General features: G+C 66.6%; 18 protein-coding genes. 6 read left to right on the top strand and 12 right to left on the bottom strand.

The annotated features are described in order from the left end of the window. The first annotated feature begins 5 nt into the window (after positions 1–5). Positions 6–350, top strand: a complete 345-nt coding sequence (locus AC1DS4_RS12645; RefSeq protein ID WP_477646049.1) for a cupin domain-containing protein — start codon at positions 6–8, stop codon at positions 348–350. A gap of 63 nt (positions 351–413) precedes the next feature. Here AC1DS4_RS12645 and AC1DS4_RS12640 read toward each other — a convergent pair whose 3' ends face one another. From AC1DS4_RS12640 to AC1DS4_RS12610, 7 genes are all read right to left on the bottom strand, one after another. Then, a complete protein-coding gene (locus AC1DS4_RS12640) occupies positions 414–857 on the bottom strand; it encodes a hemerythrin domain-containing protein (protein WP_477613618.1) in 444 nt (147 codons plus the stop codon). Between the two features lie 384 nt (positions 858–1,241). Next, the gene (locus tag AC1DS4_RS12635) at positions 1,242–2,216 is read right to left on the bottom strand and encodes a glycosyl hydrolase family 32 (protein ID WP_477633404.1); all 975 of its coding nucleotides are present in this window, start codon (positions 2,214–2,216) and stop codon (positions 1,242–1,244) included. A gap of 105 nt (positions 2,217–2,321) precedes the next feature. After that, a complete protein-coding gene (locus AC1DS4_RS12630) occupies positions 2,322–2,483 on the bottom strand; it encodes a LacI family DNA-binding transcriptional regulator (protein WP_477623940.1) in 162 nt (53 codons plus the stop codon). Positions 2,484–2,605: 122 nt separating this feature from the next. Further along, entirely contained in the window at positions 2,606–3,835 is a 1,230-nt protein-coding gene (locus AC1DS4_RS12625) for a glycoside hydrolase family 32 protein (protein WP_477633403.1), read from the bottom strand. 159 nt (positions 3,836–3,994) lie between these two features. Next, a complete protein-coding gene (locus AC1DS4_RS12620) occupies positions 3,995–4,915 on the bottom strand; it encodes a carbohydrate ABC transporter permease (protein ID WP_477613624.1) in 921 nt (306 codons plus the stop codon). 2 nt (positions 4,916–4,917) lie between these two features. Then, the gene (locus AC1DS4_RS12615) at positions 4,918–5,874 is read right to left on the bottom strand and encodes a carbohydrate ABC transporter permease (RefSeq protein ID WP_477613625.1); all 957 of its coding nucleotides are present in this window, start codon (positions 5,872–5,874) and stop codon (positions 4,918–4,920) included. A 136-nt stretch (positions 5,875–6,010) separates the two neighbouring features. After that, positions 6,011–7,300, bottom strand: a complete 1,290-nt coding sequence (locus AC1DS4_RS12610; RefSeq protein WP_477633402.1) for an ABC transporter substrate-binding protein — start codon at positions 7,298–7,300, stop codon at positions 6,011–6,013. Between the two features lie 391 nt (positions 7,301–7,691). Here AC1DS4_RS12610 and AC1DS4_RS12605 point away from each other — a divergent pair, with 391 nt between their 5' ends. Together AC1DS4_RS12605 and AC1DS4_RS12600 are read left to right on the top strand one after the other, a co-directional pair. After that, positions 7,692–8,717 carry a LacI family DNA-binding transcriptional regulator gene (locus AC1DS4_RS12605; protein ID WP_477633401.1) on the top strand — a complete coding sequence of 342 codons (1,026 nt, stop codon included), beginning with the start codon at positions 7,692–7,694 and terminating at the stop codon, positions 8,715–8,717. Between the two features lie 343 nt (positions 8,718–9,060). Beyond that, positions 9,061–9,594, top strand: a complete 534-nt coding sequence (locus tag AC1DS4_RS12600; RefSeq protein WP_477633400.1) for a hypothetical protein — start codon at positions 9,061–9,063, stop codon at positions 9,592–9,594. 30 nt (positions 9,595–9,624) lie between these two features. Here the strand turns inward: AC1DS4_RS12600 and mhpA are convergent, their stop codons facing one another. From mhpA to AC1DS4_RS12575, 5 genes are read right to left on the bottom strand one after another with little or no spacing between them, the layout of a single operon-like run. Continuing rightward, positions 9,625–11,154 (bottom strand): bifunctional 3-(3-hydroxy-phenyl)propionate/3-hydroxycinnamic acid hydroxylase MhpA, encoded by a 1,530-nt coding sequence (gene mhpA, locus AC1DS4_RS12595; protein WP_477633399.1) that lies wholly within the window; start codon positions 11,152–11,154, stop codon positions 9,625–9,627. Beyond that, positions 11,151–11,501, bottom strand: a complete 351-nt coding sequence (locus AC1DS4_RS12590) for a DoxX family protein (protein ID WP_477633398.1) — start codon at positions 11,499–11,501, stop codon at positions 11,151–11,153. The genes mhpA and AC1DS4_RS12590 overlap by 4 nt, the downstream gene beginning before the upstream one ends. Beyond that, positions 11,498–13,381, bottom strand: a complete 1,884-nt coding sequence (locus AC1DS4_RS12585; protein ID WP_477633397.1) for an acyl-CoA synthetase — start codon at positions 13,379–13,381, stop codon at positions 11,498–11,500. The genes AC1DS4_RS12590 and AC1DS4_RS12585 overlap by 4 nt, the downstream gene beginning before the upstream one ends. Then, on the bottom strand, positions 13,381–14,319 hold the full coding sequence (locus AC1DS4_RS12580; RefSeq protein ID WP_477633396.1) for a fumarylacetoacetate hydrolase family protein: 939 nt from the start codon (positions 14,317–14,319) through the stop codon (positions 13,381–13,383). Before AC1DS4_RS12580 ends, AC1DS4_RS12585 begins: the two co-directional genes overlap by 1 nt. After that, positions 14,316–15,449, bottom strand: a complete 1,134-nt coding sequence (locus AC1DS4_RS12575; protein ID WP_477633395.1) for a VOC family protein — start codon at positions 15,447–15,449, stop codon at positions 14,316–14,318. Before AC1DS4_RS12575 ends, AC1DS4_RS12580 begins: the two co-directional genes overlap by 4 nt. Before the next feature lie 142 nt (positions 15,450–15,591). Here AC1DS4_RS12575 and AC1DS4_RS12570 point away from each other — a divergent pair, with 142 nt between their 5' ends. The 3 genes from AC1DS4_RS12570 (at position 15,592) to phaZ (ending at position 18,916) form a co-directional block, all read left to right on the top strand. Next, on the top strand, positions 15,592–16,251 hold the full coding sequence (locus AC1DS4_RS12570) for a TetR/AcrR family transcriptional regulator (protein WP_477633394.1): 660 nt from the start codon (positions 15,592–15,594) through the stop codon (positions 16,249–16,251). Positions 16,252–16,421: 170 nt separating this feature from the next. Then, positions 16,422–18,113: a PHA/PHB synthase family protein gene (locus AC1DS4_RS12565; protein ID WP_477633393.1), complete on the top strand. Its 1,692-nt coding sequence runs from the start codon at positions 16,422–16,424 to the stop codon at positions 18,111–18,113. Then, positions 18,110–18,916, top strand: coding sequence for a poly(3-hydroxyalkanoate) depolymerase (gene phaZ, locus AC1DS4_RS12560; protein WP_477633392.1), 807 nt, complete (start codon positions 18,110–18,112; stop codon positions 18,914–18,916). Before AC1DS4_RS12565 ends, phaZ begins: the two co-directional genes overlap by 4 nt. The last annotated feature ends 102 nt before the right edge of the window (positions 18,917–19,018 follow it).

Below are 19,018 nucleotides of genomic sequence, written 5' to 3'. Positions count from 1 at the left end.
TGGAGATGAGCCCGATGCAGAACGAGTCCCTCAACGACCTGACGCGACACCACCTCGAGCTCGCCCGGACGGCGACCAGCGGACGGAGTGCGCAAACCGTGTTCGGAGGTCACGACCATGTCCTTCGCCAGACCCTCATCGCACTGCGCGCCGGCAGCGCCCTCGACGAGCACGAGAATCCGGGCAACGCGACGGTCCAGGTCCTGCACGGGCACGTCAGGCTCGTCTCCGGGGACACTTCGTGGAGCGGGTCAACGGGGGACCTGCTGGTCGTGCCCGATGCCAGACACGCCCTCGAGGCCGACGAAGACTCCGCGATCCTCCTGAGCGTCGGCAAGAAGAACAGCTGACACCTGGCCGCCTGCCTGCGCACTGCCCCAAGGTCGGGCGGCTGGCCCTGCACCAACCGGGCATCACTGCCCGATCATGCTCTGACCCGGGTGAGCCTCCTGCCACGCCAGCATCGAGGCGTCCCACTCGGCGCCTCCCAGCGCGATGAGTGACGCAGGGAAGAGGCCATCCTCTTCCTTCGCGATGTGTTCGTGCAGCTCGGAGACCGCAGTCCGGATGCGTTCCTGGTCGGCCGGGTCAGCCAGGTCCACGGTGACGAGCAGGTCCGCCAGCTCGCGGTGCTCCCGCACCAATGGACCGATGTGCTCCGCCGCCAGGGGGTCGCGACCCATCACCGCGAACAGGCCGTTCTCCTCGCCCTGCCAGTGGGACCGCAGCTCGGCGCCCATCACGCGCAGAAGCTCACTCGCCACGGCCAGCTCACCGCGGTCGATGGCGCGCACCGCATCGCCACCGAGGTTGGTCGCCCGCTCGTGCTCGGCGATGTAGTCCCGGATCAGAGGCATCTCTCGACACCCGCAGTAGTGGCACATGGCTCCATCCCTCTACGGGGTCGGACCCGTTTCCCCGACCCTAGGCGACGTGGACCCGCAGACGACGGGCCCGGGACCAGTTAATTCTCCAGGCTGGAAGACGGCCCACAAGGCAGGGCCCACCGGGCCAGGAAGGCCTGACACCCGGCGGCCGTCACTCCCAGGTGCATCAAGAGTTCGACCATGGCGGCAGGTGAAGGATTCGAACCTTCGAAGCTTTCGCGATGGGTTTACAGCCCGACGTATGCGGCGCGCGCCACGGGTCCCCTGTGACTGCCTGGGGCCGCCGGGTCACCACGAACGGTCTTGGCACATTCGCCCCATCGGCGTGCGGCATTCCGCCGCCAGGGCTGTTGGCTAGGAGCCAGTTGGCGGTGGGTGCTTCTCGTGATGGGCGCCGTAGCTGTCGACGAACCAAATGCGTCCGTCCTTCAGCACGCACTTCATCGGGTCAGTGACGGTGCCGATGAAGACATCGTCGACTCGGTTGATGAACGCGAGGAACATCATGTCGCCGGAGGTTCGGTCGCGAATGAACCGGCCGACGTACAGCTCATCGGTGGTCAGCAACTGTGCACCTTCGATGTCGTACGGACCCAACGGTGTTTCGGCCCTTGCTGCCCACACTCCCCCCGTGGTGCCCGTCGCGCGGCGCCACTGTGCGGCGTCCTGTGCCAAGCAGCTGAACGTGACGAAGTGAGCGCCATCGAAGTCCAGGAGGTTGAGGACTTCTAGTTGGCCGAAGCCCTGGCCCGGCTCTGTGAGCGGGCCACGCAGCTCCCACCCTGTGAGGTCCGCGGACCAACCGTGGCCGATGACGCCTCGATCGAAGTTGTCCGGCGGACCGGAGACCGCCCGAGCCGTGATCAGCATGTGCCATCCGCAACCCTCCGGGTCCGGAAACACCCAGGGGTCGCGGAATGCCTCGTCGTGCCAACGCCCGTCGGCAAGCTTCTCGTACCATCGGTCATCCGTTGCCAGGACGGGACCCGTGCCCTTGTCCCAGTGGATCAGATCGGTACTGGTGGCGAAGCCGATGGTTTGGATGTTGCTGCTGGCGGGGGCGCGCGTGGCGCCGGTGTAGAACATGAACCACCGACCATCTGGATGCCTGACGACCGACCCGGTCCAGGTGGCGAGGTCATCGAATGCTGGTGCGTCGCTGCGCACGAGCGCATCCTCAACTCGTATCCAGCTGCGGAGGTCCTCCGACACGGCATGCCCGATGGAGGCTCGGTCATGCCTGGCGTCTGGATCCTGCAACGCCCTCGAGGCGAAGAGGAAGAACATGTGGTACTTCTGGCCGTCGTCGACGAGCCAGAAGTCCCACACCCATGAGTCCGGGAGTCGAAACACCAGTGGTCTCCTTCGTTGTTTCGCTGCCGCCGAACGAACATCCCCATGCACAGAGCCGAGTTCCCCGCGGACTAAGCGTCGCTAGGCACGGGTGCGCCGGATCGATGCTGCCGCCTCGTTGCGTTCGTACCCGAGCGCCGTGATCGCGTGAAGCACAGCGGTCCGGGCGGCTTCGCTGACGTGGGTGTTTTGATTCACGACCCGCGAGACCGTCGCAGTGCTGACTCCAGCGATTCGCGCCACATCCTTGACCGTCGGCGGGCCCGGCGCCTGGCGGTCTTCGGGCCGCGCTCGCGCCACGGCGCAGCCCTCGTCCGAGGTCAGCTGTAGTGGCTCGGTACCAGCCTGAGGGTCTATCTGCGGCTTCACGACATGCCGCCAGGGTTGGTCGCGGACACGGGCACGGCTGCCGGCACGGGCAGTTGCGCTCCGGCGATTGAGGTTCCCGTGCAGACCTCCAGAACAGGACCGTCGACGATGACGGTCAGGGTCTCGGCAGGCCTGCCGCGCACTGATGGGATGCGCAGGTGTGTCGAGCCGATGCTGACCACGAGCTCGTCGCGACCGGACGTCACGTCGATGCCGTTGTGGTGGAAGCCGTCGATCTCGTCAACCTCGAGCAGCTGGACGTTCGGGTCGGCGCCGTTGGTTGGGAATGCGTTCATCGCGTTGGGGTGCGGTCGAAGGTGCAGCGCACCGTCGACGACCGAGAGCCGGTAGGGGATGCTGAGGGCGCCCGACCAGCCGGCGTCCAGGTCGGCTACTCCCCGGATCCAGAAGATGGCGCACGGGAGGTTGTCGGCGTCGAGGAACGCTGTCGCGGCGTAGTGGCCTCCCCCGTGCGTAATCTGCGTCCATTCGGTGCTCTCGAACCGGCCGTCCTGAAGCTCTCCGACGGCAGCGAGTACTTCGCCGGTGATGCCGTCCTTCCAGGAGCCGACGAAGAGGACGTCATGCCCGTCCACCCTGACCAGGTGGGGACATTCCCACGCAGTGCCGAGCCAGGGTCCGTCGTTTCTGAGGACTCCGACCGCGAGCTCGCCATCGAAGGCCCAGGTGGTCAGGTCCTTGGACACCCAGCTGAGGACTGCGGGGCGCCCGTCTTCATATCCAGCGCCCACCACCATTCGCCAACGATCATTCTCTCGCCGCACTGACGGGTCACGGAAGACGGTGATCCGCTTGCGCGTCTTCACATCGAGAGGAAGGGCGACGCGTTCCCCGTTCGTCCACGTTTGCCACGTGGAGTCTGCGGGAGATGCGGCTCGCACGTCCGCAAGATCAAGATGTGGTTCCCGGGCCGAGGTGTACAGGATCAGCGGCTGCCCGTCCGGGCGGAGGCAGAGGGTTCCCGTCCAACATCCGGTCTCATCGGGGGCAGGCTCGAGCGCGGTCGCCTCCGGGACCCAGTTCATCAGGTCGAGGCTTGTGGCGTGCCCCCAGCTGATCTCGGGACTCCATGACACCCGCTCGGGAAGGGCTTGGTGGAACAGGTGGTATCTCCCGTCGTGGAACACGACTCCATGGGGGTCGTTGAGCCAACCGTGTCGGGGTGTGAAGTGAACGGCTGGTCGCCCATTCTTTGCGTGGCTCATGGGCTGACTCCGCTGGATAGTGAGTTGGAACGGGCGCGAAAGAAGGTGTGGCTTGCGCAGCTGACGCGGGCGCTGAGGAAGGACGTGTGGTGCTTCTGGCCGTCGTCGTCGAGCCGGAAGCACCACCCGCTTGTCCTGGGAAGTTGGAGCACCAAGCTCTCAGCCCTTGACGCCGGAGGATGCGATCGAGTTGATGAACGATCGCTGGAAGGCGATGAACAGGATCAGCACCGGGACGGTGATCATGGTCGCGTACGCCATGATCTGGCCCCAGGCGACGTTGAGCTGTTTGAAGTAGCCGATGCCGACCATCACCGGGCGAAGCTCCTCGGACTGAACGGACATCAGCGGCCACAGGTACTGGTTCCACATCGGCAGGAACGTCAGGATCGCGACAGTGGCGATGGCTGGGCCTGACAGCGGCATGATGATGCTGCGATAGATGCGGAACCAGCTCGCCCCGTCGACCATGGCAGCCTCGTCCAGCTCTTTGGGGATGCTGTCGAAGTATTGGTAGAAGAGGAACATCGAGAAGGCGTTGGCGATGAACGGGACGATCTGCACCTGGTAGGTGTCCAACCACCCTTGGCTGAAGCCGCCCGGTCCGAAGAAGGGCAGCTTGTTGGACCACCACAGCAAGGGCAGGGCCAGGGTCTCGAACGGCACGATGAGGGTGGCGAGGATGATCCCGAGGACGAAGGATCCGCCGCGGAACTTGATCCGGGCCAGTGAGAAGGCCGCCATCGAGTTGACGATGAGCCCGAGCACCACGGTGACGACCGTGATGAGGATCGAGTTCATCATGAACTGAGCGAACGGGACCCTGTTGAAGACTCCCGTGTAGTTGTCCAAGGACAGGTCACCGACGGGCAGGAACGCCTTCGGGCCGGTGAGGTCGGCGAAGATCTGGGTGTCGGGTTTGAAGCTGGAGATGATCATGAACACCAGGGGCAAACCGAACACCAGGCACAGGGCCGCCCGAAGGAGGACGCCCAGGGCGACGCTGATCCGGCTGGGGCCCTGGTCGGGGCGGTGGGTTGCGGGGGCCGCCGTCTCGGCGACGTGGGGCAGGGTGGTCATGGTCAGGCCTTCTCACGAGTGAGGTAACGGTTGACAAGAGTGACGGCGAGGACGAGCACGAAGAAGGCCAGCGAGATCGCGGAGGCATAGCCCGTCTGTTGCTGCTGGAACCCGGTCCGGACCGCCATGAGCACCAGCGTGGAGGTCGAGTCCAAGGGTCCTCCTTCGGTCATGATGTTGACCTGGGTGAACAGCGAGAACGCCGAGATGGTGATGGTGATCAGGATGAAGGTCCGGGTTGCCCGAAGTCCCGGCCAGGTCACGTAGCGGAACTTCTGCCACGTTCCGGCGCCGTCCAGGTCGGCGGCCTCGTACAGGTCGCCCGGGATCGTCTGGAGGCCGGAGAGCCAGATGACCATGTGGAAGCCCATGGCCTGCCAGGCGGACATGAGGATGATGGCGATGAGCGCGGTGTGCGGGTCGCCCAGCCAGTCCGGCCCGGCGATCCCGAAGTTCGACAGTGCTTGGTTGATGAGGCCGTTCTTCTGGTAGAGGAACAGCCACAGCATCGACACGACCACCATGGAGGTGACGACCGGAAGGAAGTACACGGTCCGGAAGAAGTTGACTCCGCGCATCTTGACGTTGACCAGCAAGGCCAGCCCGAGGGCGCAGGCGGACTGCAACGGCACGATGACGATGGCGAAGATGATCGTGTTGCGCAGCGACTTCCAGAAGGTCTCATCGCCGAAGAGCCGGGTGAGGTTGTCCAAGCCGGTGAACTGGGCGGGCCTGGGAGAGATCAGTCTCGCGTCGGTGAAGGCGAGGATGAAGGTGAGGCCGATCGGGATCAGCAGGAAGGTGATCAACAGGACAGCAGCGGGCAGCAGCATGAGCACTGCGGTGCCGGTCGCCTGCCCGGGCCGTCGAGGCTTGCCGGTCGCCGTTGGCCTCCCGCGCTTGCCGGTCGCGGCCGGCTTCCCGCGCTTGTCGGCTCGAGGCGTCGAGATGGTCGTCATTGTCCGTCTCCTTTGATGTGCACAACGGGTCACGCACGTTCGGTTTGATGTCAGGCCGAGGTTGTGAGGTCAGGTCGTCAGGTCGGTATGCCGCGGGTGGAACACTCGCCGCGGCATACCGGGTCCTGTCACGGCCTCACTTGAAGTAGCCGTTGCCCTTCTGGTTGGCGTCGATGTCCTTGACGGCCTGGTCGAGCGCCTTCTTGGGGTCGGCACCGGTCAGGATGTCCTGGGCAGTCTTGGTGAACTCCGTCGCGATGAACGGGTAGCCGGGGGTGATGGGACGCAGCACCGCGAACTTCTTGGCGTACTGACGGAAGACGTCGTTCTCACCACCAGCCTGGTAGCCGGGCACGGTGGCGGCGGCTGCATCCGTCGCCGGGATGTTCTTGGTTCCCGCCGCCACCGACGCGACGTACTTGTCCTGGGCGGCGAACTTCATGTAGTCCTGCGCACCGGCCTTCTCGGCGCAGCCGGTCGAAACGCCCCACTGCCACGAGCCGCCCCCGATCTTGGGGCCGTTGCCGAGGTCCGGCGGCGGCAGGAACAGGGTGTCAGCGCCGAATGCCTTGCGGGTGTCCGTCGCTGTCCAGGTTCCGTTGTAGAGGATGGCGGTCTTGCCGTTGACGAAGTCCTTGGCCGGGTCGGCGCCGGACTTGAGGGGCACCAGTCCGTCGGTGACCAGGCCGCGGAACCACTTGGCCCACTCAACCGCCTTGTCACCGTTCAGGGTCCCGTCCGCCGACTTGTAGTCGGTCCGGTTGACGAGGTCACCGCCGAAGCTCTGCAGCATCGGCGAGTAGGCGTACGGCCACCACTCACCGGTGAAGCTGGTCGCGATGTCGAGGGGGTTCTGGTACTTCCCGGACGCCTTGAGCTTCTGAAGTGCGGCCGTGAACTCGTCCTTGGTCCAAGGCTGGTCGATGGTGGGGACCCGGATGCCGTTCTTCTCGAGGATCGTCTTGCGGGTGACCATCACGAGGGCGACGTCGTAGTACCCGTAGGAGTAGGTCTTGCCGTTGTACTTGCCGAGCACGCTGGGCAGGAACTTGGAGAGCGTGCTGTCCAGGCCTTCGAGGGGGGCGAGGTAGCCGGCCCATGCCCAGTTGGGGACGTTGGGGCCGTCGATGTCCAGGATGCAGGGCAGCTTCTTCGACGCGGCCGCGGCGACGACGGACTGGTTGTAGGAGTCCTGTGGGAAGGCCTGGATCTTCACCTTGTACTTGGTCTGGCTGGCGTTGTAGTCGTCGACGATCTTGGTGATCGCGGCGAGCTCTTCCTTGTTTCCGGCGTTGTGCGTCCACATGGCGAGTTCGCCGTTGCCGCCACCGCTGGAGCTGCCGCCCTTGGCGCAGGCGGTGAGTGACAGGGGCAGGGCGGCGACAAGCAGGCCGACGACGATGCGTTTGGTTGGGTTGAGATTCACGGAAGTCCTCCGAGGGGTCCAGGTGCAGATGAGGATGTGCAGATATGGATGTGCAGAGCCGGGATGACGGGCTCCGTTGGTTGTCTGGGTCAGTGCCCGTGCGCACGGTCGTGCCGACTCCATCGTGTGATGACCGACGTTTCAAGGCCGGGCCTCAGCGACGAAAGTGCGGGCCACGGCCTCGTCGTTGGGGCTGCCGAGGGACCCCTGGGGTGGGAGGGCCCTTCTTGTGCTAAATTGATTCAGCATACTGCAGGCTAGCAGCGTCGAGATGACACCACAAGGGCTTGCTAAAACCTTTTCAAGTGCAACTTCGTGACTGAGTACTGGTCCCTGTGGATAGGATCAGGCCTACGTGGCCGAGCGCGTCACAGCCAGGAGGGAGTAGCGGATGACCAAGCGCGTCACCCTCGCTGATGTCGCAGCCAAGTCCGGGATGTCAAAAACCGCTGTCAGCCTGGTGCTCAACAACCGTCCCGGGTCGCGGCTGTCCGCGGATGCCATGGAGCGGATCCAGGCGGCGGCGCGCGAGCTGAACTACCGGCCCAACCCCGCCGCGCGGTCCCTGAGGATCGGCAAGACGCACACGGTCGGCTTCATCTCCGACGAGGTGACCATCACGCGGTTCGCCTCGGCCATGATCCGGGGGCTGCTCGACGTTGCCGACGAGCGCGACCACGGGGTGCTGATCGCGGAGACGGGAAACCACCCCCTCCAGCTGGAGAAGGCCCTGGAGTTCATGATCGACCGCCAGGTCGATGGAATCGTCTTCGGCTCGCTCACCGCACGGCTGCTTGAGCTGCCGGACCTTCCCGAAGGCCTCCGCGCGGTCACTGCAAACGCCACCAGCACCAGTGCTCACTCAGCCGTCCTACCGGCGGAGCAACAGGCGGGCTACCGGGTGACCCGGCAGCTGCTGGACGCCGGCCACCGCCACGGAATTGGGATCGTCGGATACGCCCCGAAGGCCATCGCCAGCCCCACCATCTCGGCCACCATCGGCAGCCGGTTCGCAGGCATCTACCAAGCACTCGACGAGGCAGGGGTTACGCCTGCCGTCACGGCCGAATTCGAAGTGTGGGAGCCCTGGAATGGGTACGACGCCACCAGGAGCATCCTCGATTCGGGCGTGCAGGTCACCGCCCTGATCTGTCTCAATGATCGCGTCGCCTTCGGCGCGCACCAGGCGCTGACGGAAGATGGCGCGACCGTTCCCGACGATGTGTCCATCGCCTCTTTCGACGACGACGAACTCGCCTCCTACATGCGACCGGGCCTCACCACCGCAAAGCTCCCCTATGAAGAGATGGGTCGACGCGCGATGACACAGGTCCTGGATCCCGATGCCCCCCGGGGAATCCAGCTCATCGACATGCCGATTCAACTTCGCCAATCCATCACTGCGCCCCGCTCGTAGCCCTCGGGCATCCGAGTCCGCGGCGAGCAAGACAAGGACTGCAGCTCGCCATCGCAGCGGTCTGGGAGTCCACCTCGATTGGATAACTGCGTTTCCGTAGGTCACAGGCCTGAGGTCTGGGACGCAAATCATCCAGTCTCAGATACCCCGCCCGCCGCCGTCTTTCGAGCACACCCGGACCCTCCGACGCCAAGATCGGGGGTGGGCGGAGGCCGGTGGCGTCGGGGTTGCCGGGATGCACGTTGAAATCGGTCCACATGCTCAGCCTCGAGGACTGCCTGGATCAGTTCGGTCACGGCTTGCGCGGCGTTGCTCCGGAACCGCCGCACCCTAATCTGATGTCATGGCCGACGAGCAGCGGGCGTGGCCCCCCACGCGTCACGTCCCTTCGCCGAATGCACGGCAACGCTCGGAGGCGCTCAAAGAGCGCATCTATGTGACGTTCACGGCGTTGGCCGTCGCGATCGCCTACGAGCGCGACACCGCCCACGCCTCAGTAGCCGACGCGGCCTTCACGCTGCTGCTCACCGTTGTCGGGACTCTGTTGGCGGTGTTCGTCGCGGACGTCCTCGCCCACATGGTTCTGGCCGGCGCGCTCCCCACCCGGGCCGAGCTCGCTCACCTGGTGTACGTGAGTTTCGGGTCCCTGACCGTGGTTGTCGTACCGTTGGCGCTCCTCGGACTCAGTGCGATCGGCCTGCTGGCGGTGGCGACGGCGCTCCGCGCGATCGTCGTGACGCTCTCGGCCACATTGGTCGTGGTGGGGCTGTTCGCCGTGCGGCGCCTACATGCGGAGCCGGTGCAGAAGCTCCTGGTCCTCGCCGGCGTCTCGGTGCTCGGCCTGGCTGCGCTCGTCGTCGAGCTGTCCGTGCACTGACCCGACTCCCCGATCCCCAGAGCATCTTCGTCAGGCCACCAGGAACTTCGGTGCTGCTTGGCCTAGCGCTGCGGCGTCCGGGCCGGCCCGCTGCACAGTGAGGTCCGGTCGTACCAGTGCGGCCGCCGCGTTGCCGTCGGCGAGCCACATGCCCAAGAGTGAACCGGGTGCCACCTCGAGCACCTCTGTCCCGCGGTCGGCCAGCAGCGTCCGCTGATCTGATGTGAGGGGTGTGGCCGTCACGAGCACGAACCCGGCGTGGGTCACGTCGTCGTACCGGAGGTCGTCGGTCACGACGTAGTTCGGGCACAACCGTCCGTTGAGGGACTTGCGAAGGCCGCTTCCTTCCACGAGTGCGGACCGGCGCAGCGGAGGTGTCTCGCTGTCGAGGAGACGGTTGCGTAGGGCTGGGATCCAGTGCAGCCGGGGGGCGATGGCCTTGCGTAGCAGGTCACCGCCTCTGCCGCCCCGTGTCATCGAGACGCCGATGAGTCTTGCCAGCCTGATCAGGGCGCGAGCGTGGGGTTTGCGCTCGCGCTCGTAGGTGTCCAACACCGGTTCGGGCAGGTCTCCGGCGAGGACGCCGGCGATCTTCCAGCTGAGGTTCATCGCATCGCGCAGTCCCGAGCACAGGCCCTGTCCGACGAAGGGGGGTGTCAGGTGGGCGGCGTCGCCGAGGAGGAAGACACTGCGATCGCGCCAGCGGTCGGCCAGCTGCGCGCGGAAGGTGTACTCGGCGACGCGCATCAGCTGGAGCTGCGCGTTCGGGATGCCTTGGACCCACGGTCCGATGAGCGGCTGGAGGGCGCCGATGGACTGGAAGTCGGCGGCGGTCTCTCCAGGCAGTAGCCGGAACTCCCAGCGGTAGCGGGTGTCGCCGATCCGCATGTACGTGGCAGCGCGGTCCGGGTCGCAGACCTGGTGCACGCCTTCCCACTGCTCGAGCTCGGCGGGGCATGCGACGTCGACGACGAGCCAGCGTTGCTCGAACTTGAGGTCCTCCATCGTCGCGCCGATGGCTGCGCGCACGACGCTGTTGGCTCCGTCGCACCCCAGCACGTATGTGGCCAGGACCGACTCGCGCTCGCCAGTGAGCCTGTCGGTGAAGCTCACCCGGGCTCGGCCCAGATCGTCGTGGGTGACACCGAGAACTTCGACGTTTCCCCGCAGGCTGACGGTGGTCTGCTTTTCAAGATTGGTGCGCATCAGGTTTTCGAGCTCCGGCTGGTCGAACATGTTGGCGCGGGGGTGCCCATGCCTGCCGCGTTCGCCCGCTCGGTCGATGGTGGCGAACACCCGATGGTTCCGGTCGATCAGCTGCAGCCCGCGGGTGGGTCGGGATAGTGCCGCGAACTGCTCGGCGATGCCGAGCCGCCTCAAGATCCGGTAGATCTCGTCGTCGAGGTGCACGGCCCTCGGCTGGGGGTAGACGCCGTCCCACCGGTCCAGGACGAGGCAGTCGACGCCGTACTGCCCGAGCAAGGTGGCGGCGGTGACGCCGACTGGGCCGGCGCCGACGATGACGACGGGGACTGGGTCAGTGCGCTGAGGATTGTTCATCGCAGGTCTGGGACCACGAGAAGCAGGAAGCTCAGGGTCATCAGACTCAGGACGACGGCCGGGGCGACCGCGCGCAGGCCGTCGCCGTTGCGCAGGTGGGCGATGATCGCCCCACCGAGGAGCATGAGGAGTCCGGCTGCGGCCAAGGCGCCGATCACGGGGACGAAGGTGCCGACGATCAGGCCGAGAACGCCCAGGACCTCAAGGAGCCCGATCCTTCGGTATGCCGTGACGCTGAAGCCGACGTGGTGCGCCTTGGCGCGCATGGCGGGCACTGCGGCGAGCTTGGCGGAGCCCAGGCCGGTGAAGGCGACGACCAGGAGGCTCGCAAGGATGGTGGTGGTCATGACGTTTCCAATCTCCAGTGGATGGCGAAGCGCTCGAGCGCTTCCTTGACCGGCGTGCTGTCGGAGCCGGGGGTGAGACCGACAACGGCGACGACTGCGCCGTCCTCGACGGCTCCTCGGACGCGGGTGACGGAGGAAATGTGGTGAAGCGCGTCGGCGACGGCCTCGCGGGTGGACTCTGCACGGAGAGCAGGCTTGAACGGTTTGCCCACGGGGGTGACGGGGAGTGCATCCAGGACGGTGACGGATTTGGGCGCTGCCGCCTGTTCGGGCACGTGGTCGAACGCCCACGCACGAAGTTCGTCGGGGGCGACGGTGGCGCCGGGGGCGAGGGTGACGAACGCAACCGGGACCTCGCCAGCGTGCGCGTCGGGACGACCGACCGCCTGCGCGGAGGTGACCGCTGGGTGAGCCAGCAGTGCACTCTCGATGAGCGCGGGTTCGATGTTGTGGCCACCCCGGATGATCAGGTCCTTGGCTCGGCCGGCGAGATGGATGAAGCCGTCGAAGTCGACCCAGGCCAGGTCTCCGGTGTCCAGCCATCCGTCCCGCAGCTTGCCCAGTCCGTCCAGCACGGGCCCGTCGGGACCATGGTCCGTGACGTAGCCGGGGAAAACAGTAGGTCCGCTGATGGCGAGCAGTCCGACCTGACCCGTAGGTAGGTCGAGCCATTCACCGTCGGCGGCGACCTGCACGGCTTTCACCCGCTGGTAGGGCAGGCGCTGGCCGACGTACCTGGGTCGCGGATGGTGGGGAAAGCTCAGGGCGCTGACGCACGTGGCCTCGGTGAGCCCATAGCCTTCGACCAGCCGGATGCCGGTAGCGGACTCGAAGCTGGCGCGGACCGCTTGGGGCAGGGGGGAGGCGCCCACGACGGCGAAGCGGAGGCTGCTGATGTCGGCGTCGACAGGGCATCTTGCGAGGACTGAGTAGACGGTGGGCACCGCGCTCATCGTGGTGATCTCGTAGCGCTCGACGAGCTTCCAGAAGCGCAGGTAGAGCGCCTGGTCGCGGTACCCCTGAGGGCCTGCCCAGATGACATGGAGGCCGCGGAAGAGTGGGGCCAATACGGTGACGAGCAGTGCGTTGACGTGGAACAGCGGCAGCGCGGCGAAGACCACCGCGCCCTCCCGCAGCAGTCCATTGGCCGCGATCATCCAGGCGTCGGTGACCTCGTTGGCGTGAGTGTGGGCGGCGAGCTTCGGCGTGCCGGTGGTGCCGCCGGTGTGGAAGAGAGCGGCGAGGTCGCTGGCCGACGGTTTCTCACCCACGAACACGTCGCGTTTCTGCTCTGCCGCCAGCACATGCAGGTGGCCCACCCGCACCCCGTCGACAGTGGGGAGCTCCGTCACGGCGGGATCGACGCCCGTCGGGCTCAGCGACAGCAGAGCATCGATCCCGCCCTGGACGGCGAGTTCGCGTGCGCTCTCCCAGACCTGCGGCGCAAGATCGGGACCCGCTGCCACGAGGACCCGGGCGCCCGACCTGCGGAGCAACTCGGCGATGTGCTGCGCGGACAGCCCGCTGTTGATCGGCGCCGCGATACCGGCGAGCTGCGCCGCCAGGGTTGCGGTGACGAGCTCGTCGCAGTTCGGAGCGAGCAGCGCCACGCCGTCGGTCCGGCGCACCCCCAACGCGTGCAGTGCGTTGGCGTACTGGTGCACGTCCGCCAGCAGTTCGGCGTACGTGCGCTCAGCCGGCTGATCCCACCTCTGCCCTTCGGGAAGCAGTGACAGGGCAACGCGTTGCGGCCACAGCTCGGCGGCCCTGACGAGGAGCTCGTACGTCGTCTCCGGCAGCCCACGGTCTGCGAGCGGAACGGTCTCGATCACCGGCAGGTCGGCGGGCCCGTCGTAGGTCGGCCAAAGGAGGTCGCCCATCAGGAGGTCCTCACCACGGTGCGCTGCCGACCGAGGTCGATCGCACCGTCAGCCGTGCCGATGGCGACCTCGACGGTGTCGCCGTCCGTGAGGTACTTGGGGTTCTGCGCCTGCCGCTTGAAGAAGAGCTTCCACTTCAGGGCCGGCGGAAGCAGGGTTGCGATGACCTCGGCCGGCTTCGGCGGCGCGCTCAGCGCAGTGCCCTTCGGGGTCCCGGTGAGCAGGAGGTCACCGGGGTCGAGGCGCTGGAACCGGCTCAGTGCCTGTAGTGCCTCCAGCGGGGAGTAGATCATGTCGTCCTCGACCGCCGCGTCCTGGCGCCGTTCGCCGTTGACCCACAGGCGCAGGCGCAGGGCGCCGAACCGTCGCAGCTCGTCGTCGTCGAGAAGCACGAGTGATGGACCCACCGGCGTGAACGTCGGATAGGACTTGGATTCGTAGAACTGGGTCTTGGGCAGCTGTACGTCCCGGGCTGAGACGTCGTTCGTCACGACCAGGCCGGCCACGAAGGAGGTCCAGTTGTCCGCGGTGACCTGTGTGCCAACCGCCAGCTCCTGGGAGATGACCAGGCCGATCTCCACCTCGTAGTCGAGGAAGCGCACGTGCCCGGGGCGGACTATGTCGTCGAAGGGGCCGCTGATCGAGCCCGACGTCTTGCGGAAGAACGTCAGGGGGATCGAATCGGGGTTCAGGCCGGCATCCTTCACGTGGCTTGCGAAGTTGGTCATCTGCGCCACGACCCGGCACGGTGCCGTCACCGGGGACACCAGGTCGAGGGTGGCCGGGTCGACGGTCTCCTCGCTGCCTCGGGCGGCCTCGATCTGCTGGGGCTGGGCCAACAGACCTCTGGTGCTGGTGGCGTCGGTTTCGATGCGGGCGGCGCCGCCGGGTGCGCTGACCCACCAGGCATCGGCGGTGCGCAGGATGGTGGTGCTCATGAGCTCGTCACTTTCAGGAGGCCGCGAAGGCGGGTGAGGTCAAACTCGTTGTCTTCGTGCAGCGAACGAGCCATTGACACCAGCTCGTGCAGCACTTCTCGTCCCGGGCTGAGGCCCAGGAAGTCCTTGGTCACCGGTGGCCCCCACTGGGCCAGCCCGGAGGCTGTCATCGGGGACCAGCCGGGTTCCAGGGTGCAGTCGAAGAGGTCTCCGTCCACGAAGTGCTCGACCAGGAGTCCGTCCGGGTCGCGCCAGTAGTCGAAGATCTGGCTACCCTCGATGTGACGTCCGATTCCCCAGGAGCGCTGGAACCCCAGCGCCTGGAGGTGCTGCCCACCGGCGGCCAGCGCGTCGAGGTCTCCCACCTGGTACGCCGAGTGCACATAGCGGTTGCTGGGCCCCAGCATCATGGCCAGCGTGTGGTGGTCGGTGGGGGTCGTGCCGCGGTCACAGCGGATGAAGCTCATGGTCGGGCCGCGCTCACGTTGCCCTTCGTAGAACTTGAAGTCGCTGACAATGAGGCCAAGGTGCTCCAGGAACCAGTTCAGGGTCTGCAAGTACCTCGTGGTCTGCAGCACGACGTGGCCCAGTCGCTGGATCCTCGCGGGCTCTCGGTTCGGGCGCTGCGTCGCGTTCGCCCGGCGCACTTCGTGCCCGAAGTTGAACGCCGGCGTCGGCTGGCTGGGCATGCTTGCCAGCTCGTGGGTGTCGGCCACCACTCGGACCAGGGCGCCGCTCGGGTCGGTCAGGTCCACGGTGAGCCCGCCAAGACTGTCGGGCAGCCTTTCTACGTTTGTCCGGGTTGCGCCGGCGAGCCGAGCCAGATCGGTGGGCTCCGCGGCCCGGAAGGCAGCGCCGAGGTATCTCGAGCGTGTCCCCCGACGCACGATCACGCACGGGGCGCCCGCATCAGTCCCGCGCAGTTGCAGCTCATCCGTCGTCCTGCTCACCGTGGTGAACCCGAACGCGTGCGCGAACCGCTCTGAGGCACCCAGGTCGGTCTTGACGAACTCGAGCCAAGCCAGGTCGACCACCTTGATGATCGGGTTCCGCGCGCGTCCAGGGTGCTCGGAACGGAGTCCGCCCTGCTCGCTGTGCAGGTCGTTGTGTGTCCCGTGATGAGTGGTCATCTGCTACTCCTTCCTCTTCTGACGTAATCGTCACTCATGACTATCTATTCAGTCAAGAGCAAATGAGGAATCCGTCAATTCTGAGCGCTTGCAGCTAAGGTGGATCCATGCAACCCGTTGTCGGACCGCCCCAGGAGCGCTCATGAGCACCGCACCAACCCAGCCGAGCAACCGACTCGACCGCAGGAAGGCCCGGACCCGAGCAGCCCTCATCCGGGCCGCACAGACCCTCATCGCCGAGGGCAGGACGAACGTCCCGATCCTGGAGATCACCCAGGCGGCCGACGTGGGGATGGGCTCCTTCTACAACCACTTCCAGACCAAGGAGGAGCTGTTCGAGGCAGCCGTCGAGGAGGTGATGGACGGCTACGGTCAGCTGCTCGACAACCTGACCTCCCAGATCAAGGACCCTGCAGAGGTGTTTGCCTGCAGCTTCAGGCTTACCGGACGGCTCAGCCGCCGGGAGCCCGAGCTCAGCCGGGTTCTCCTCAACAACGTTCTCCGGCTGCTCAGCGCTGACAACGGGCTGGCCCCTCGCGCTCGACGCGACCTGCAGGCCGCGGTGGAGGCCGGCCGGTTCGAGATCGACGATCTGGACGTCGCCGTCACGATCGCGGCGGGAGCCCTGCTTGCCCTCGGCCAGCTGCTGCACGACCAGCCGGACCGCGACGTCGAGGAGACCACGGACCGGGTGACCGAGGACCTGCTGCGCATGTTCGGGCTGCCCCGGCGGCAGGCTCAGCGAATCTGCTCGCTCCCCTTACCGGACCACGATGCCGTCGGCAACAGCTCGGTGGCCTGACGGCCGGTCAAACCGCCAGCGAGGCTTCAACCGGCCACAATCTCCCGTGTTGCGCGGATCACTAGAACTGACGAATTCGTCAGTATGGGCGTATCGTTCAGTTACCGGTGCAGGCCACCCCCCGTCCAGGGCCAGCACACGTGACCGCCCGTGACCGTGAGGAGACCTCCGTGAGCACCATCACCGCCTCCAGATCCGACGAGGGCGCCGCTCCCCTCGATGTGCTGTTGATCGACCCTGCCCTGGGGCCGGTGCGCCGCTTCGTCCCCGACACGTCGACGGCTAGGTGGGCGGTCGCTCTCGCCCGCAGGCCGGAGCGCACTGCGCGCCGGCTGTGGGGGCTGGGCCTTGACGCCGGGCGCATCCTGGCCGGCACCTCCACCGTGGCGCCGGACCCCAAGGACCGACGGTTCGCCGATGCCGGGTGGACCGAGAACCCGCTCTTGAGGCGCCTGGTCCAGCTCTACCTGACGGGCGGGCACACCGTGCAGCAGCTGGCGGTTGACGCCGACCTCGACCCCCGCGAACGCGAGCGGGTGCGGTTCTTCCTCGAGAACCTCGTGGAGGCGGCTGCTCCCAGCAACGTCCCGCTGGTCAACCCCGAGTCAGCGAAGGCAGCGATCGACACCGCCGGGCTGAGCCTGGTGCGCGGGGGCAGGCAACTGGTGAAGGATCTAACTTCTGCCCCCCGGGTGCCGGAGATGGTGGATGGCAGCGGCTTCATCGTGGGCGGGAACATCGCCGCCACGCCGGGTGCCGTGGTGTTCCGCACCGAGGTGCTGGAGCTGATCCAGTACGCGCCGCAGACCGAGGACGTCTACGTGGTGCCCACGCTGATCGTGCCGCCGACGATCAACAAGTTCTACGCCCTCGACCTCGCCCCGGAGCGCAGCCTCGTGGAGTTCGGTGTCCGGCAGGGCAGGCAGATGTTCGTCATCTCCTGGCGCAACCCCGACACGAGGCACGCTCACTGGAGCCTCGACACCTACGTCAGGGGCGTCCTTGACGCCCTCGAGGCCGTCGAGGAGATCACGGGCAGCGCCAAGACCGTGCTCGGCGGGGTGTGCTCCGGCGGCATTCTCGCAAGCCTGACTGCGGCCTACCTGGCCGGCATCGGTCGGCAGGACCGACTGGCTGCGCTCGGCCTGGCGGTGACCGTCATCGACAACGACGGCGCGGGAACGGTGTCCGCCCTCGTCGACGATCGGCTGGCAGCCCGGGCCAAGACGAAGTCCGCGCGCAAGGGGTACCTCGACGGACGGGACCTGGCAGAGGTCTTCGCGTGGCTACGGCCACGCGACCTGGTCTGGAACTACTGGGTCAACAACTACCTGCTTGGCAAGCGACCCCCCGCGTTCGACATCCTGTTCTGGAACTCCGACACCACCCGGATGACCGCTGCACTGCACGCCGACTTCGTCGACCTGGCGATGAAGAACCCACTCACCCGGCCCGGGGCCCTCACCGTCCTTGGCGTGCCCATCGACCTCGGCACCATCACGGTGGACTCCTACGTGGTGTCCGGCATCGCCGACCACATCACTCCGTGGGAGAACTGCTACCGCAGCGCCCAGCTCTTCGGTGGCACGACCCGGTTCGTGGTGTCCACCAGCGGTCACATCGCCGCCCTGGTGAACCCGCCGGGCAACCCCAGATCCTCCTTCCATACCCGTGACGACCTGACATCGGATGCCAAGGCGTGGCTGGCGGGATCCGATGTCCACGAAGGCACCTGGTGGACAGACCTCGGGCTGTGGCTCGACGAGCGCTGCGGCTCGCAGCGTCCGGCGCCGCAGGAGCTCGGATCACGCCGCCTGAGTGTCCTGGCGGAGGCGCCCGGAACCTACGTCTTCGACCAGTGACCCAGTTCCTGCGGATCCGGGTTCTCGGTCTCGGCCACGACGTCCACGTGGCGGTCCGGCGCGGCACCGGACCCGGCCCGCCGCTGGTGCTCTGCAACGGCATCGGCGCCAGCCTTGAGCTGCTCCGACCATTCGTCGATCACCTCGACCCACGGATCGAGGTGATCGCGTTCGACGTCCCAGGAGTGGGCGGCTCCCCCACGCCCAAGGTTCCGTACAACTTCCCGCTGTTGGCGCGGTTCGTCGCGACGCTGGTAGACCGGCTCGGCCACCACCAGTTCGACGCTCTCGGCATCTCCTGGGGCGGCGGCCTGGCCCAGCAGCTGGCGTTCCAGTACCCGCACCGTTGCCGACGACTGGTACTCGCCAGCACCGGGACCGGCATGTTCATGGTGCCGGCCCGCCTCAGCGTTCTCAGCAAGATGCTGACCCCGAGGCGCTACCGCGACCCGGCATACGCCAAAGCCATTGCCCCCGAGCTGTACGGCGGGCGGATGCGCCGGCGTCCCGAGGAGGTGGGACACGTGACCTACGAGCAGGAACGCCTGGGTTCCAGCACCGGATACTTCCTCCAACTCGTTGCCGGGATCGGCTGGACAAGCCTGCCGGTCCTGCCACTCATCCGGCAGCCCACCCTGCTCCTCGCAGGAAACGACGACCCGATCATCCCGGTGGTGAACGCGCGGATCATGTGCGCGCTGCTACCCAACGCCACCCTCCACGTCTACGACGACGGCCACCTCGGGCTGCTCACCGCCGCCGACGAACTCGGCCCGCTCGTCTCGCGATTCCTGACGTCCTAGGCACGTCCGGAGCTGAGGGCTGCGTCACATTGCACATCGTGAGGTTGCTGATCTGCAGTACTGACGATATCGTCAGTACTGCAGATTCCGACAGATCCCACA

The organism is Pedococcus sp. P3_C7 (assembly GCF_056402615.1).
The sequence above is the reverse complement of the archived record's forward strand: the minus strand, read 5'-3'. Positions and strand labels throughout refer to the sequence as shown.

Coding starts and splice junctions, on each gene's coding strand:
- AC1DS4_RS12645 (WP_477646049.1), top strand. CDS start 6: ATGAGCCCGATGCAGAACGAGTCCCTCAACGACCTGACGCGACACCAC.
- AC1DS4_RS12640 (WP_477613618.1), bottom strand. CDS start 857: ATGCCTCTGATCCGGGACTACATCGCCGAGCACGAGCGGGCGACCAAC.
- AC1DS4_RS12625 (WP_477633403.1), bottom strand. CDS start 3,835: ATGAGCCACGCAAAGAATGGGCGACCAGCCGTTCACTTCACACCCCGA.
- AC1DS4_RS12620 (WP_477613624.1), bottom strand. CDS start 4,915: ATGACCACCCTGCCCCACGTCGCCGAGACGGCGGCCCCCGCAACCCAC.
- AC1DS4_RS12615 (WP_477613625.1), bottom strand. CDS start 5,874: ATGACGACCATCTCGACGCCTCGAGCCGACAAGCGCGGGAAGCCGGCC.
- AC1DS4_RS12605 (WP_477633401.1), top strand. CDS start 7,692: ATGACCAAGCGCGTCACCCTCGCTGATGTCGCAGCCAAGTCCGGGATG.
- AC1DS4_RS12600 (WP_477633400.1), top strand. CDS start 9,061: ATGGCCGACGAGCAGCGGGCGTGGCCCCCCACGCGTCACGTCCCTTCG.
- mhpA (WP_477633399.1), bottom strand. CDS start 11,154: ATGAACAATCCTCAGCGCACTGACCCAGTCCCCGTCGTCATCGTCGGC.
- AC1DS4_RS12590 (WP_477633398.1), bottom strand. CDS start 11,501: ATGACCACCACCATCCTTGCGAGCCTCCTGGTCGTCGCCTTCACCGGC.
- AC1DS4_RS12585 (WP_477633397.1), bottom strand. CDS start 13,381: ATGGGCGACCTCCTTTGGCCGACCTACGACGGGCCCGCCGACCTGCCG.
- AC1DS4_RS12580 (WP_477633396.1), bottom strand. CDS start 14,319: ATGAGCACCACCATCCTGCGCACCGCCGATGCCTGGTGGGTCAGCGCA.
- AC1DS4_RS12575 (WP_477633395.1), bottom strand. CDS start 15,449: ATGACCACTCATCACGGGACACACAACGACCTGCACAGCGAGCAGGGC.
- AC1DS4_RS12570 (WP_477633394.1), top strand. CDS start 15,592: ATGAGCACCGCACCAACCCAGCCGAGCAACCGACTCGACCGCAGGAAG.